The 14,159-nt window shown below is 63.6% G+C and carries 12 protein-coding genes; 10 read left to right on the forward strand and 2 right to left on the reverse strand.

What is annotated here, in order from left to right; all coding sequences use genetic code 11:
* Nucleotides 1-175: 175 nt before the first annotated feature.
* The 4 genes from J1C56_RS04675 to dprA are packed head-to-tail and all read left to right on the forward strand — an operon-like array spanning nucleotide 176 to nucleotide 4,194.
* On the forward strand, nucleotides 176-1,141 hold the full coding sequence (locus J1C56_RS04675) for an aspartate carbamoyltransferase catalytic subunit (RefSeq protein ID WP_184767584.1): 966 nt from the start codon (nucleotides 176-178) through the stop codon (nucleotides 1,139-1,141).
* Nucleotides 1,138-2,424: a dihydroorotase gene (locus J1C56_RS04680; RefSeq protein WP_214386404.1), complete on the forward strand. Its 1,287-nt coding sequence runs from the start codon at nucleotides 1,138-1,140 to the stop codon at nucleotides 2,422-2,424. Before J1C56_RS04675 ends, J1C56_RS04680 begins: the two co-directional genes overlap by 4 nt.
* 28 nt (nucleotides 2,425-2,452) lie before the next feature.
* Nucleotides 2,453-3,064 (forward strand): glycerol-3-phosphate 1-O-acyltransferase PlsY, encoded by a 612-nt coding sequence (gene plsY, locus J1C56_RS04685; protein WP_214386406.1) that lies wholly within the window; start codon nucleotides 2,453-2,455, stop codon nucleotides 3,062-3,064.
* The gene (dprA, locus tag J1C56_RS04690) at nucleotides 3,061-4,194 is read left to right on the forward strand and encodes a DNA-processing protein DprA (protein ID WP_214386408.1); all 1,134 of its coding nucleotides are present in this window, start codon (nucleotides 3,061-3,063) and stop codon (nucleotides 4,192-4,194) included. The genes plsY and dprA overlap by 4 nt, the downstream gene beginning before the upstream one ends.
* On the opposite strand, the gene J1C56_RS04695 is transcribed toward dprA, so the two are convergent.
* A complete protein-coding gene (locus J1C56_RS04695; RefSeq protein WP_338001397.1) occupies nucleotides 4,156-4,323 on the reverse strand; it encodes a hypothetical protein in 168 nt (55 codons plus the stop codon). The genes dprA and J1C56_RS04695 overlap by 39 nt on opposite strands.
* A 324-nt stretch (nucleotides 4,324-4,647) precedes the next feature.
* On the opposite strand from J1C56_RS04695, the gene topA reads away from it, so the two are divergent.
* The 6 genes from topA to rpmG all read left to right on the forward strand — a co-directional run bounded on the left by topA (nucleotide 4,648) and on the right by rpmG (nucleotide 12,313).
* On the forward strand, nucleotides 4,648-7,263 hold the full coding sequence (topA, locus tag J1C56_RS04700; protein WP_214386412.1) for a type I DNA topoisomerase: 2,616 nt from the start codon (nucleotides 4,648-4,650) through the stop codon (nucleotides 7,261-7,263).
* A 6-nt stretch (nucleotides 7,264-7,269) separates the two neighbouring features.
* The gene (rnr, locus tag J1C56_RS04705; protein WP_214386414.1) at nucleotides 7,270-9,585 is read left to right on the forward strand and encodes a ribonuclease R; all 2,316 of its coding nucleotides are present in this window, start codon (nucleotides 7,270-7,272) and stop codon (nucleotides 9,583-9,585) included.
* Nucleotides 9,586-9,587: 2 nt separating this feature from the next.
* On the forward strand, nucleotides 9,588-10,025 hold the full coding sequence (locus J1C56_RS04710) for a DUF983 domain-containing protein (protein ID WP_214386416.1): 438 nt from the start codon (nucleotides 9,588-9,590) through the stop codon (nucleotides 10,023-10,025).
* A gap of 73 nt (nucleotides 10,026-10,098) precedes the next feature.
* The gene (locus J1C56_RS04715; RefSeq protein ID WP_214386418.1) at nucleotides 10,099-10,839 is read left to right on the forward strand and encodes an NUDIX hydrolase; all 741 of its coding nucleotides are present in this window, start codon (nucleotides 10,099-10,101) and stop codon (nucleotides 10,837-10,839) included.
* A 46-nt stretch (nucleotides 10,840-10,885) separates the two neighbouring features.
* Nucleotides 10,886-12,028 carry an MFS transporter gene (locus tag J1C56_RS04720; RefSeq protein WP_214386703.1) on the forward strand — a complete coding sequence of 381 codons (1,143 nt, stop codon included), beginning with the start codon at nucleotides 10,886-10,888 and terminating at the stop codon, nucleotides 12,026-12,028.
* 117 nt (nucleotides 12,029-12,145) lie between these two features.
* On the forward strand, nucleotides 12,146-12,313 hold the full coding sequence (rpmG, locus tag J1C56_RS04725; RefSeq protein WP_019173400.1) for a 50S ribosomal protein L33: 168 nt from the start codon (nucleotides 12,146-12,148) through the stop codon (nucleotides 12,311-12,313).
* Nucleotides 12,314-12,755: 442 nt separating this feature from the next.
* Here the strand turns inward: rpmG and J1C56_RS04730 are convergent, their stop codons facing one another.
* Entirely contained in the window at nucleotides 12,756-14,129 is a 1,374-nt protein-coding gene (locus J1C56_RS04730) for a PleD family two-component system response regulator (protein ID WP_214386420.1), read from the reverse strand.
* Nucleotides 14,130-14,159: the final 30 nt, after the last annotated feature.

The raw sequence follows: 14,159 nt of genomic DNA on the forward strand, positions 1-14,159 counted from the left end.
TCATCGGTGTGGGCAACGGGCACGAATCCGCAGCCATGGCCGGCCTTTATAGCCGAAATGCTTATCGATAGCTTATGGCCCAGCTTGGATGCGACGAAAATCCCGTGGGAGAACTTTCGACATCGAAATCCTGGCTTGCGGGTCACTTAAGCACAGCCTATAGCAGCGCCTTGAGATGACAGACCTATCGTCCCTGCCGCCCTACCCGCACCGCCATCTTCTTGGCATCCGCGACCTTTCTCCTTTCGATATCGAATTGTTGCTCGACCGCGCCGACGCGGCCGTCTCGATTTCGCGTCAATCGGAGAAAAAGACCTCGACGCTGCGCGGCAGAACCCAGATCAATCTGTTCTACGAAGCCTCGACACGCACGCAGTCGTCTTTCGAACTCGCCGGCAAACGCCTCGGCGCCGATGTCATGAACATGTCGGTGGCAAGCTCTTCGGTGAAGAAGGGCGAGACGCTGATCGACACGGCGATGACGCTGAACGCGATGCGGCCCGACATTCTTATTATCCGCCATCAGTCGGCGGGCGCGGCAGCCTTGCTTGCCCAAAAGGTCGGCTGTTCGGTGGTCAATGCCGGCGACGGTGCGCATGAGCATCCGACGCAGGCGCTGCTCGACGCGCTGACCATCCGCCGCGCCAAGGGCCGCATTGCCCATCTTACGGTGGCGATCTGCGGCGACATCCTGCATTCGCGCGTCGCCCGCTCCAACATCTTGTTGCTCAATGCGCTCGGCGCCCGCGTCAAGGTCGTCGCGCCCTCGACGCTGCTGCCTTCCGGCATCGCCCAGATGGGTGTCGAGGTGACGCAGTCGATGGCTGAAGGCCTGAAGGATGCCGACGTCGTCATGATGCTGCGCCTGCAGCGCGAGCGCATGGCCGGTGCCTTCGTGCCTTCGGTGCGCGAGTACTTCCGCTACTACGGCCTTGACGCCGAAAAGTTGAAGGCCGCCAAGCCCGATGCGCTGGTGATGCATCCAGGCCCGATGAACCGCGGCGTCGAGATCGCCTCGGAGATTGCCGACGGTCCGCAGAGCGTCATCCAGGAACAGGTGGAAATGGGCGTCGCCGTGCGCATGGCGGTGATGGAAGCGCTGCTCGACCCGCGCCGCAATCGCGATGGACACAACGCATGAGCATCACGGTTTTCCAGCGCGCCCGCATCGTCGACCCCTCGCGCGGCATCGATGAGACCGGCACTGTCATCGTCGACGGCAAGAAGATCGTTGCGGCAGGTGCCGACGCGCTCAACCAGGGCATACCAGGTGGCGCCGCAGTCATCGACTGTGTCGGAAAGGCCATCATTCCCGGCCTGATCGACGGCCGCGTCTTCATCGGCGAGCCGGGCGGCGAGCACCGCGAGACAATTGCTTCGGCAAGCATCGCCGCTGCAGCCGGCGGCGTCACATCGGTCGTCATGATGCCCGACACCGACCCGGTGATCGACAATGTCGCGCTTGTCGAGTTCGTGCTACGCACCGCCAAGGACACGGCATCGGTCAACGTCTTCCCGGCAGCGGCGATCACCAAGGGTCTCGACGGCCACGAGATGACCGAGTTCGGCCTGCTGCGCGAAGCCGGTGCCGTGGCCTTTACCGACGGGCGCCACACCATCGCCAGTTCGATGGTGATGCGCCGGGCGCTGACCTATGCGCGCGATTTCGACGCCGTGATCGCGCATGAGACGCAGGATGCCGACCTCGCCTCATCGGGCGTGATGAATGAGGGCCTCTACGCCAGCTGGCTCGGGCTCTCGGGCATTCCACGCGAAGCCGAATCCATCCCGCTCGAACGCGACCTGGCGCTCGCCCGGCTGACGCGCGGCAACTACCACGCCGCCAAAATCTCGACCGCGATGGCCGCAGGTGCTGTAGCCCGCGCCAAGGCCGACGGCGCCAAGGTGACTGCTGGCGTCTCGATCAACAGCCTGTCGCTCAACGAAAACGACGTCGGCGAGTACCGCACCTTCTTCCGGCTGGCGCCGCCATTGCGCGCCGAAGAAGACCGCATTGCCATGATCGGGGCGCTGAAGGACGGCACCATCGATGTGATCGTCTCCTCGCACGATCCGCAGGACGTCGACACCAAGCGCCTGCCCTTTGCCGATGCCGCAGTCGGCGCGATCGGCCTGGAAACATTGCTGGCCGTGGCATTGCGCCTGCACCACAACGACGAAGTGCCGCTGCTGCGCATCATTGAAGCGCTTTCGACCGCTCCGGCGAAGCTGTTCGGCCTGCCCGGCGGCACGCTGAAGCCCGGCGCCTTGGCTGATCTGGCGCTTGTCGACCTTGGCGAGCCGTGGCTGGTGCGCGAGGCCGATATCCGCTCACGCTCCAAGAACACCTGCTTCGAAGGGGCCCGACTGCAAGGCAAGGTCTTGAAAACCTTGGTCGGCGGACGCACAGTGTTCTCGGCCTGACGGGCCACGGGGGAGAAAAATTACCTTGATGCCGGATGACATTTTTCCGACGGCTATACACGTGCTCATCGCGGCCGCCGTATTCGGCTATATCCTGGGTTCGATCCCATTCGGCCTGCTTCTGACGCGCGCGGCCGGCCTCGGCGACGTGCGCAAGATCGGCTCCGGCAACATCGGCGCGACCAACGTGCTGCGCACCGGCAATAAGAAGCTGGCGGCCGCAACACTGTTGCTCGACGCGCTGAAGGGCACCGTAGCTGTGATCATCGCAGCACGCTGGAGCCACGATGCCGCGATTGCCGCCGGCTTCGGCGCCTTCATCGGCCACCTCTATCCGATCTGGCTCGGCTTCAAGGGCGGCAAGGGCGTCGCCACCTATCTTGGCGTGCTGTTCGGCCTGTCCGGGCTCGGCGCACTGGTCTTCGCCGTGACCTGGCTGCTTGTCGCCTTTGTCAGTCGCTATTCCTCGCTGGCGGCACTGATCGCTGCGGTGCTGGTGCCGATCGCACTTTATATGATCGACATGCCCAAGGCAGCTGCCTTGCTTGCGCTGATGAGTGTGATCGTCTTCATCCGGCATCGCGCCAACATTTCGCGCCTGCTTGCCGGCACCGAATCGCGGATCGGGTCCGAGGGATGAGCCAAGCCGCCGCCGGGCCGCATCTCAGCGACCGGCAGCGGCTTCATTGGCTGCGCCTGATCCGTACGCCGAATGTCGGCCCGGCAAGTTTTCGCGACCTGATCAACCGCTTCGGCTCGGCCGAAACCGCAATCGAGATGCTGCCCGAGATCATGGTGGCTGGCGGCGCCAACCGCCTGGTCCGCGTCCCCTCGGTGGTGGAGGCCGAGGCGGAACTGGAGTTGGCGTACAGATGCGGCGCGCGCTTCGTCGCGCTTGGCGAACCCGACTACCCCCAGACGCTCAAGCGCATGGACAATCCGCCGCCGCTGCTCGCGGTCAAAGGCACCAGCGCAGTCTTCAGCCTGCCGCCGGTGGCCATCGTCGGCGCGCGCAATGCCTCCCTCGCCGGGATCAAGATGGCACGAACTCTGGCATCTGAACTCGGTCGCAACGGCTATTCCGTGATTTCCGGGCTGGCCCGTGGCATCGACACTGCAGCGCATCAAGGCAGCCTCGATACCGGCACTGTCGGCGTTCTGGCCGGCGGCATCGATCGCCCCTACCCGCCTGAAAATGTCAGTCTTTGCGACGAGATCGCCGAACGCGGGGCGATCGTTTCGGAAATGCCGTTCGGCTGGGAGCCCCGCGCCCAGGACTTTCCGCGCCGCAACCGCATCGTCGCCGGCATGGCCCTCGGGCTTGTCGTGGTTGAAGCGGCGCAACGTTCGGGCTCGCTGATCAGCGCGCGGCTCGCCGGCGAGATGGGGCGACTGGTCTTTGCCGTGCCCGGCTCTCCGCTCGACCCCCGCGCCGCCGGCACCAACGGCCTGCTCAAGGACGGCGCGACGCTGGTGACCGAAGCAGCCGACGTACTGGAGGCGCTTGCGCCGCTGGTCGGTGGCCAGCCATATGTCCCGCCCAGCCTCGAGGAGTCGCCGGATTTCAGCGCCACGCTACCGCCGGCCGACAGCGACCGAGCCCGGGTAATCGAGGCGTTGGGGCCGGTTCCCGTCGAGGTCGACGAACTGATACGTCACACCCGACTTCACCCGGCGCAGATTTTCATGATCCTGCTGGAGCTCGACCTTGCGGGCCGGCTCGAACGCCATTCAGGCGGACGTGTTTCGCTTGTTGAGCCCGATGTTTGAAGGCCGCTCGCCACGGATGACGTCGCCAGCCTCGACATAGGCCATCTCGATCAGATAGGCGAGCATGCCACAGCGTTCCGTCTCCGCCATGATGCGGAGTTGCCCCAGCATGGCCTGGATATAGTCCATAGTTTCGGCCCGCCTTTGCGCAGGCACCGGCTTGTGCATATCAGTGGCTTTCCTCTGCCGCCCCATGTCGAATCGCGCAATCTGGTGCCGATTTCGGCACAGAAGTCAGGCTCAACCGGCAATGGTGGAAACGTAGCAAATCTACTAATGATTGCAATAGCGCATATTAATATACCCTGGGTTGCAATCCCGTTCTTCACCGTCGTTTTTGACCCCTTCCCCTTGACCGGACCGAAAAGCGCGGCCATGTGACGAGCGAATTGAAAATCTTCGCCACGCGCCGTCAGCCGTTGTTTTGGCGCTTCACTGGAAAATCACCCACATATGGACGTCGTTGTCGTCGAGTCACCCAACAAGGTGAAAAGCATCAACAAGTACCTGGGCCGGAACTACAAGGTTCTCGCCTCGTTCGGCCATGTCCGCGATTTGCCGGCCAAAGACGGTTCGGTCAAGCCGGATGATGACTTTGCCATGTCCTGGGCGGTCGACGCAGCGTCGGCTAAGCGGCTGAACGACATTGCCAAGGCGGTCAAGGAAGCCGACGGCCTGATCCTCGCAACCGATCCGGACCGCGAAGGGGAAGCCATCGCCTGGCACGTGCTCGAGGTGCTGAAGCAGAAGCGCGTGCTGAAGGACAAGACGATCAAGCGCGTCGCCTTCAACTCGATCACCAAGCAGGCCGTGCTCGAAGCCATCGCCAATCCGCGCGAGATCGATCCGCCGCTGGTCGATGCCTATCTGGCGCGCCGCGCGCTCGACTATCTCGTCGGTTTCACCCTGTCCCCGGTGTTGTGGCGCAAGCTGCCCGGCGCCCGCTCGGCCGGCCGCGTCCAGTCGGTGGCGTTGCGCTTCGTCTGCGACCGCGAGGCCGAGATCGAACGCTTCGTGCGTGAGGAATACTGGCAGATCGCAGCGACGCTCGGTACGCCGCGCGCCGAAAGCTTCGAGGCTCGCCTGACCGCTTTTGACGGCAAGAAGCTGCAAAAACTCGACATTTCCTCGCAGGCGATGGCCGACGACATCAAGGCGATGCTCGACGGCGCGAGCTTCAAGACGTTGTCCGTCGAGGCCAAGCCGACCCGGCGCAACCCGAGCGCGCCCTTCACCACTTCGACCCTGCAGCAGGCCGCGTCGTCGCGCCTTAGCTTCTCGGCTAGCCGTACCATGCAAGTCGCCCAGCGCCTTTACGAGGGCATGGAGATCGGCGGCGAAATGGCAGGTCTCATCACCTATATGCGTACCGACGGCGTGCAGATGGCGCCCGAGGCCATCGAGGCCGCGCGCGACGCGATCGTCAAGGAATTCGGCGCCAAGTACCTGCCCGAAAAGCCGCGCCAGTACACCACCAAGGCCAAGAATGCTCAGGAAGCGCACGAAGCCATCCGGCCGACCGACTTCAATCGTACGCCGACCGAGATGCGCAAGTTTCTCGATGCCGACCAGGCACGGCTCTATGAGATGATCTGGAAGCGTGCGATCGCCAGCCAGATGCAGCCGGCCGAGATCGAACGCACAACTGTCGAGATCGAAGCCCGCAACGGGGGCAAGACCGCTGGCCTGCGCGCAGTTGGCTCCGTCACCCGCTTTGACGGCTTCATTGCTGCCTACACCGAGCAGAAGGAAGAGGATTCGGACGACGAGGAAAACCGTCGCCTGCCCGAAATCCGCACCGACGAAACGCTCAAGCGCGAAACGATCAACGCCACCCACCACACCACAGAGCCGCCGCCCCGCTATTCCGAAGCAAGCTTCATCAAGAAGATGGAAGAGCTCGGCATCGGCCGGCCTTCGACCTATGTCGCGACGCTCAAGACGCTTGAGGACCGCGACTATGTGAAGATCGAGAACCGCAAGCTGATCCCTCAGGCAAAGGGCCGGCTGGTTACGGCTTTCATGGAGAGCTTCTTCCGGCACTATGTCGAATACGACTTCACCGCCTCGCTCGAGGAAAAGCTCGACGAAGTCTCCGACGGCAAGCTCGCCTGGCGCGACGTGCTGCAGGATTTCTGGAAGGACTTCTCCCACGCGGTCGACGAGATCAAGGAACTACGCGTCACCAACGTGCTTGATGCACTGAACGAGGAACTCGCGCCCCTGGTCTTCCCGGAACGCGAGGACGGATCGAACCCGCGCATCTGCCCGAAATGCGGCAACGGCAACCTGTCGCTGAAGCTCGGCAAGTACGGCGCCTTCGTCGGCTGCTCGAACTACCCCGAATGCGGCTTCACCCGTCAGCTCGACGGTCCCGGCGCAAATGGTGACAATGGCGGACTCGAAGACGGCACCAAGGTGCTAGGCAGCGATCCCTACACCAATGAAGAGATTACGCTTCGCAGCGGCCGCTTTGGCCCCTACATCCAGCGCGGCGACGGCAAGGAAGCCAAGCGGTCCAGCCTGCCCAAGGGCTGGGCGGCAGCATCCATCGACCACGAAAAGGCGCTCGCGCTGCTGGCGCTACCACGTGATGTAGGCCAGCACCCCGAATCCGGCAAGATGATCTCGGCCGGGCTTGGCCGCTACGGCCCGTTCGTGCTGCACGACGGCGCCTATGCCAATCTCGAAAGCATCGAGGACGTGTTCTCGATCGGCCTGAACCGCGCGGTAACAGTGCTTGCTGAAAAGCAGGCCAAAGGCAAAGGCGGACGAGGCGGCGGAACACCGGCAGCCTTGAAGGATCTCGGCGAGCACCCGGCAGGCGGCGGCAACGTCACCGTGCGCGATGGCAAGTACGGCGCCTATGTCAATTTCGGCAAGGTCAATGCTACCTTGCCGAAGGGTACGGATCCGGCCGCGATCACGATGGAAGCAGCACTTGCGCTGATCGCCGAAAAAGAGGCGAAAGGCGGCGGCGCCAAGAAGCCAGCCAGAAGTGCCGCCAAGAAGCCGGCGGCCAGCGCAACCAAGAAAACGGCCGCCAGCAAGGCCAAGAAGAAGGACTGAGCGACCGTGGCGCGAAAGATTTCCGGACGAAATGCCGGCACCAGACGCGCCGCAAGCGACGAGGTCCGAGGCAAGGACGTCTACCGCCCGTCGCGGGACGAGATTCTGCGCTACATCGCGGAGAATCCCGACCGCAGTGGCAAGCGCGACATCGCCAAGGCCTTTGCGCTCAAGAACGATGACCGCATCTGGCTCAAGCACCTGCTGCGCGAGTTGCAGGATGAGGGCCTGCTCGAGAAGAGCCGCAAGCGCCTGACGCGGGCCGGCGCGCTGCCGCATGTCGCCGTGCTCGACATTTTCGGCCGCGACGCCGAAGGCACGCTGCTCGCCCGCGCCTCCGAACAATCCGACGGCCAGATCGTTGCCATCAAGCTGTCGCGCGGCGGCAACGGGCCGACACCTGGCGTCGGCGACCGCGTGCTGGCCAAGACCTTCCCCATCGAGGATCACATCGACGACAACGAGCCGGCCTACACCGCGCGCGTGATGAAGATATTCGAGAAACGCAGCGACACCGCGCTCGGTATCTTCCGTATTCTCAAGGACGGTACCTTCCGCATCGAGCCGGTCGAACGCCGCCAGCCCGAGTTGGTGATTGAAAAAGACCATCAGAACGGCGCCAAGGACGGCGACCTCGTCGAAGTGGTGCCGGAACGCGCCAGCCGCTACGGCCTGCCACGTGCCAAGGTGGTCTCGGTCCTGGGCTCGCTGACCAATGAGAAGGCGGTCTCGATGATCGCCATCCATGCGCACGACATTCCCCACATCTTCCCCGCCGAGGTGATCGCCGAAGCTGAGGCGGTCAAGCCGGCAACGCTCGACGGCAAGCGTGAGGACTGGCGCGAGCTGCCGCTGGTCACCATCGATCCGGCCGACGCGAAGGACCACGACGACGCGGTTTACGCCGTTGCGGATACCGACGAGAAAAACCCTGGCGGCTACATCGTCACCGTCGCCATCGCCGACGTCGCGGCCTATGTCCGTCCGGGCACCGCGCTGGACAACGAGGCGCTGAAGCGCGGCAATTCGGTCTATTTCCCCGACCGCGTCGTGCCGATGCTGCCCGAGCGCATCTCCAACGACCTGTGCTCGCTGCGCGAAGGCGTCGACCGGCCGGCTCTGGCCGTGCGCATGACGTTTTCGGCGGAGGGCCGCAAGGTCAGGCACGCCTTCCACCGCATCATGATGCGCTCGTCAGCCCGCCTCGCCTACCCGCAGGCCCAGGCAGCGATAGACGGCGTGCCGGACGACAAGACCGGACCGATCCTGGAAACCATCCTCAAGCCGCTCTGGGCCGCTTATGACGTGCTCAAGCGCGGACGCGACAGCCGCCAGCCGCTGGAACTCGACCTGCCGGAACGCAAGATCCTGCTGAAGCCGGACGGTACGGTGGACCGCGTCATCGTTCCCGATCGCCTCGACGCCCACAAGCTGATCGAGGAATTCATGATCCAGGCCAACGTCGCCGCTGCCGAAACGCTGGAAAACAAGAAACAGAAGCTCGTCTACCGTATCCATGACGCGCCTTCGCTCGCCAAGCAGGAATCGCTGCGCGAGTTTCTGCTGACCATCGGCCTGTCGCTGGCGCGTGGCGCCGATATGCGGCCAAGCCAGTTCAACGGCATCCTCGAGCGCGTGCGCGGCGAAGACAACGAGCAACTGGTCAACGAAGTGGTGCTGCGCTCGCAGAGCCAGGCCGAGTACAACCCTGACAATATCGGTCACTTCGGCCTCAATCTGCGCCGCTACGCGCATTTCACCTCGCCGATCCGCCGCTATGCCGATCTCATCGTGCATCGCGCGCTGATCGGCTCGCTGGGCTTGGGCGCTGGTGGGCTGACACCCGCGGAGGAAGCGCGGCTGGAAGAAATCGCGGGCCTGATTTCGCAGACCGAACGCCGCGCCATGGCAGCCGAGCGCGAGACCGTCGACCGGCTGGTTGCCGGCTTCCTGGCCGAACGCGTCGACGAGACCTTCGACGCGCGCATCTCCGGTGTGGTCAAGGCGGGACTATTTGTCCAATTGCCGCAATATGGTGCGGATGGTTTCATCCCCGTGTCATCCTTGGGTGACGATTATTATCACTTCGACGAAGCCGCCCGCGCCTTGTTTGGAGAACGCTCCGGCAAGGGTTACCAGCTCGCCGACCGCGTCGAGGTCAAGCTCGTCGAGATTGCGCCGCTGGCCGGCGCCATGCGATTCGAGATGCTGACCGAACCGAAGCCCCTGCCCGGTTCCAAGCGGTCCTTCCACAAGACAAAGGGGCAAAGAACGCGTGCCCGCGCCTCCCAGCCACGGCGAGGACCGCGCGGCAGGAGATGACGATGGAAGAACAGGTATTCGGCGGCGACCACCACAAGGTTGCGCGTGAACCCCGGCCGGTCTGGCAAGCGATCAAGCGGGGCCTGTTCTGCAAATGCCCGAACTGCGGCCAGGGCAAGCTTTTCGCGTCTTTCGTCAAGACGGTCGACAGCTGCGAGGTCTGCCACGAAGAGATCTTCCACCACCGTACCGACGACCTGCCCGCCTATCTCGTGGTGGTCATCGTCGGTCACATCGTCGTCGGCGCGTTCATGGGCGTCGAGGCCACCAGCACGCTCGCCCTGTGGCAGCATCTCCTGATCTGGGTGCCACTGACGATCGTCTCCGCACTCGCCTTGCTGCGCCCGATGAAGGGTGCGGTGGTCGGCATGCAATGGGCGCTCTACATGCACGGCTTCGGCGGTGAGGAAGACGACGTCGAAACGCATCCAGAGGCCTGAACCGGCGCTGGCGCAATGCCCAAGGGCAAGCAAGTGCTTCCGTCCACCCCGACATTCCGTTAGGACAGCCGCGATGGATGGCATTAGCAAAGCAGAACTCGACAGGCTCGAAGCCAGGGAAATGGTAAAGAGCGGGGCCCCGTTGCGTCCGCGCGACGCGGCTACGCTGATCCTGCTCGACCGCAAGGGCGACGATGTGCTGGTGCTGATGGGCCGGCGCCACATGAAGCATGCCTTCATGCCCGGAAAGTTCGTCTTTCCCGGCGGCCGCACCGACCCGGCCGACAGCCGCATCAAGGTGGCCGACGAGCTTCATCCCGACGAACAAGACAAGCTGCGCGCCGGAACTGGCCGCGTCAGCATCACACGCGCCCGGGCAATCGCGCTTTCGGCGATTCGCGAAACCTACGAGGAGGCAGGCCTGCTGATCGGCCGTCGCAGCCCGTTCTCGACCACCAAGGCCGACTGGCAAGGTTTTGCAGAACATGGCGTCGCGCCTGCTCTCGGCTGCCTGCGCTTCATCGCCCGCGCGGTGACCCCTCCCGGCCGTGTCAGGCGCTTCGACACGCGCTTCCTCTCGGCCTGGCGCAGCGACGTCGCGGTCGAATTGCCTGAAGGCGGACCGACAAACGAACTCGAGGAGCTGGTTTGGCTGCCCTTGGCCGACGCTGTGAAGGCCGACATCCCTGCGATCACGCAGTCGGTGCTTGGCGACCTCAGACAGCGGCTGTCGGTAGACCCCGGGCTTGAGCCGGGTGGCGAAGTGCCATTCTACCGCATGTTCAACCAACGCTTCCGCCGCGACATCCTTTAGGCTTTGCATGACCGACACCGTCCAGGAGGCTGAAAACGTCGAGCAGGTGCACTGGCGTTCGATTTCAGCCGCCATTGCCTCTATCAGCGTCGTCGGCATCGCCATCGGCCTAGGCATACCGCTGCTGAGCGTGATTCTCGAATCGCGTGGCTACTCGTCCTCGATGATCGGCCTGAACACGGCCGTCGCCGGCATTGCCTCCATTGCCGCGGCTCCCCTCGCAACGCCGATCGCCATGCGTTTTGGCGTCGTCTGGACAATGCTCGCGATGATATTCGTCGGGGCGGTGGCTTTTGTCGGCTTCTATTTCGCCCAGTCCTTCTGGATGTGGTTTCCGTTGCGGGCCGTGCTGCATTTCGCGCTGACAGTGCTGTTCATCCTATCGGAGTTCTGGATCAGCACCTGCGCCCCACCGCATAGGCGCGGCCTCGTGCTCGGCATCTACGCCACGGTGCTGTCGCTTGGCTTCGCCGCAGGCCCATGGCTGTTCTCGCAGATCGGCAGCACCGGCTTCCTGCCGTTCGGGCTGACCTTCGCCTTCGTCATGGTCGCCGCGATTCCGGTGCTTCTGGCGCGCAGCGAGAGCCCCAAGATCGTCTCCGAAGGCGGCAAGGGTGGCTTCTTCCGTTACATCTGGATCGTGCCGACCGCCACCGCTGCCGTGCTTGTCTTCGGCGCGGTCGAGACCGGCGGCTTTGCCCTGTTTCCGATCTATGGCCAGCGCATCGGCTACACCGAGGGCGAGGCAGCATTGCTGCTCACCATGATCGGCCTCGGCAACTTCCTACTCCAGATCCCCATCGGCATGCTGAGCGACCGCATCGGCGATCGCCGCATCCTGTTGCTCATCTGCGCCCTTGTCGGGCTGGGCGGGACGCTGGCGATGCCGCTGCTGACGGTCAACTGGCACCTGATGGCAGGCATGCTGTTTGTCTGGGGTGGCGTTGTGGCGGCACTCTATACCGTCGGCCTCGCGCATCTGGGCGCACAGCTCTCGGGCCGCGACCTTGCCTCCGCCAACGCCGCCTTCATCTTCTGCTACGGGGTCGGCATGATCCTCGGACCGCAGGTGATCGGCATCTTCATGGATATCTTCGGCCCCAACGGATTCGGCTGGGCGCTGGCGGTGTTCTTTGGCGGCTACATCGCCATTGGACTGGGCCGAATTGCCGCGAAATCGCGCCGATAACGCGCCAAGGCTTGACTTTCCGGGTGCGTTCTTTATGTGTCCCGCAGGTTTTCCGCGTCCGGGTTGTTTTCCCGTCCTGAGGCGGGTGCAACTCCAGACAATTAACGGACGAGAATCATGGCCAAGGCTGCAAACATCAAGATCAAGCTTCTGTCGACCGCCGACACCGGTTTCTTCTACGTGACGAGCAAGAACAGCCGCACGAAGACGGAAAAGCTGTCGTTCCGCAAGTACGACCCGGTTGCGAAGAAGCACGTCGAATTCAAGGAAACCAAGATCAAGTAATCTGGTTGCCGTCAGGAATTTTCAAAACGCCGCCCATTGGGCGGCGTTTTTGTTTCAGCGGGATGTTTGCTGCAGGTTCCGGATGCGCCCGACATGCCAAAGGTCATGCGGAAAAGCCGCCTGCCCTGCGCCCAGCCGTGATGAGGTGATTTCGAGAAAGGGGGCCGGTCGGCGTCTGGCAGCGGTACGAGGAGGCCACTATGTGCCAGTGCCGGCCGGCCGACCCCACGGACCCAGGAGATGCGGCGGACCTGAGCATCATGGGGTATAAACAGGGCAGTTCGGCCTGTGCTCCTCGTGCCGACGCCCGTCCTTCTTCTCAACTTCACAGTCGCGCAAGATCGCTTGAAAATCAACACTTTCTTAACCACGGCTCGCGAATCGCTCGGGTTAAGGTAAACGATTGAGCTTAACGCGCTGGAGCTTGAAGCCAGTGTCCGGTTCAGGCCGCCCGTGCAACCACACGATTACGACCACGTGTTTTCGCGTCGTAAAGAGCAAGATCCGCGCGCTTCATCAGCCCGGCGACCGTGTCGCCTTCCATGACCAGCGCTGAAACGCCGACGCTGACCGTCACCGACACGCCTTGCTCGGATCCACCGAGCTTGAAAGGCGTCCTGGCGATTTCTGAGCGGATGCGTTCAGCAACGATCTCGGCAAGCTGGCCTTCGGTGTCCGGCATCACGATGACGAATTCCTCGCCGCCGAATCGGCAAGCGAGATCAATGCCACGCACGCTCTTCTTCACGCGCCGTGCGAATTCGCGCAGGACCTCGTCGCCGCCGTCGTGTCCGAACGTATCGTTGATGCGCTTGAAACGGTCGAGGTCGGTGATCATCAGCGACAGCGGCCGACGGCGGGCCGCCGCGCGCTCGACGAGCCGCGGCAGGTGGCTGTCGAGGTAACGGCGGTTGTGCAGGCCCGTCAGCCCGTCCGTCACCGCCATCTCGATGGTCTGGCTGACGCTCTGCCTGAGCTCGTCATTGTAGCGCTTGCGGCGCACCTGGGTGCGCAGCCGGGCGATCAGTTCCTGCCGGTCGAGCGGCCGCACCAGATAGTCATTGATGCCGAGTTCGAGCCCGCGAACGGTAAGGTCGTCCTCTTCCTTGTTGACCAGCAGCACGATCGGCAGCGAGCGCGTGCGGTCGAGCGACCTGAGCTGCGAGCACAGCCTGAGCGGATCGAACGCCGAAAAACCTGAGGACACGATGATGCACTCATAGGCGCCTTCTGCGGCGTTGAAGAGCCCCGACTGCGGATCGGCGGCGACCTGCACGTCGGCAGCTCCGTCCAAAAGCGCGCAGATATGGGCGGCAGAAGACGTCTGCTCGTCGATGAGCAGGACCTTCGGCAGTTCCCCCCTGAGCAGATCGGACCGGGCCAGCAACTCGTCCACGCCGATGCTGTGGGTGGTCGAGGCGCGCAGCCTGAGCTCGTCAGTCAGCACCTTGAGACGAACGAGGCTTTTGACGCGGGTGATCAGCTGGAGGTCGTTGACCGGCTTGGTCAGGAAGTCGTCCGCGCCCACGTCGAGCCCGCGCACGCGATCGGTGACATGGTCGAGTGCTGTGACCATGACGACGGGAATGTGGGCGGTGGCAGGATCAGCCTTCAGGCGGCGGCAGACCTCGAAACCGTCCATGCCGGGCATCATCACGTCGAGCAGCACGACATCGACCTTGCCGTCCTCGCACGCAGTAATGGCGTCGGGTCCGTTGAAGGCGGTCAGCACCTCGAAATATTCAGCGATTAGCCTGACTTCGAGCAGCTTCACATTTGCCGGTATGTCGTCAACGACGAGGATGCGCGCGGTCATGCTAGTCCCTCGAGCGAGCCGGCGAGCGCA

It is taken from the genome of Aminobacter anthyllidis, assembly GCF_018555685.1.
Classification (GTDB): Bacteria; Pseudomonadota; Alphaproteobacteria; order Rhizobiales; family Rhizobiaceae; genus Aminobacter; species Aminobacter anthyllidis.

Bases quoted from the DNA above. Each gene is read 5' to 3' on its own strand.
- plsY (WP_214386406.1), top strand. From the start codon at position 2,453: ATGCCGGATGACATTTTTCCGACGGCTATACACGTGCTCATCGCGGCC.
- J1C56_RS04675 (WP_184767584.1), top strand. From the start codon at position 176: ATGACAGACCTATCGTCCCTGCCGCCCTACCCGCACCGCCATCTTCTT.
- J1C56_RS04680 (WP_214386404.1), top strand. From the start codon at position 1,138: ATGAGCATCACGGTTTTCCAGCGCGCCCGCATCGTCGACCCCTCGCGC.
- J1C56_RS04710 (WP_214386416.1), top strand. From the start codon at position 9,588: ATGGAAGAACAGGTATTCGGCGGCGACCACCACAAGGTTGCGCGTGAA.
- J1C56_RS04695 (WP_338001397.1), bottom strand. From the start codon at position 4,323: ATGGACTATATCCAGGCCATGCTGGGGCAACTCCGCATCATGGCGGAG.
- topA (WP_214386412.1), top strand. From the start codon at position 4,648: ATGGACGTCGTTGTCGTCGAGTCACCCAACAAGGTGAAAAGCATCAAC.
- dprA (WP_214386408.1), top strand. From the start codon at position 3,061: ATGAGCCAAGCCGCCGCCGGGCCGCATCTCAGCGACCGGCAGCGGCTT.
- J1C56_RS04730 (WP_214386420.1), bottom strand. From the start codon at position 14,129: ATGACCGCGCGCATCCTCGTCGTTGACGACATACCGGCAAATGTGAAG.
- J1C56_RS04715 (WP_214386418.1), top strand. From the start codon at position 10,099: ATGGATGGCATTAGCAAAGCAGAACTCGACAGGCTCGAAGCCAGGGAA.
- rpmG (WP_019173400.1), top strand. From the start codon at position 12,146: ATGGCCAAGGCTGCAAACATCAAGATCAAGCTTCTGTCGACCGCCGAC.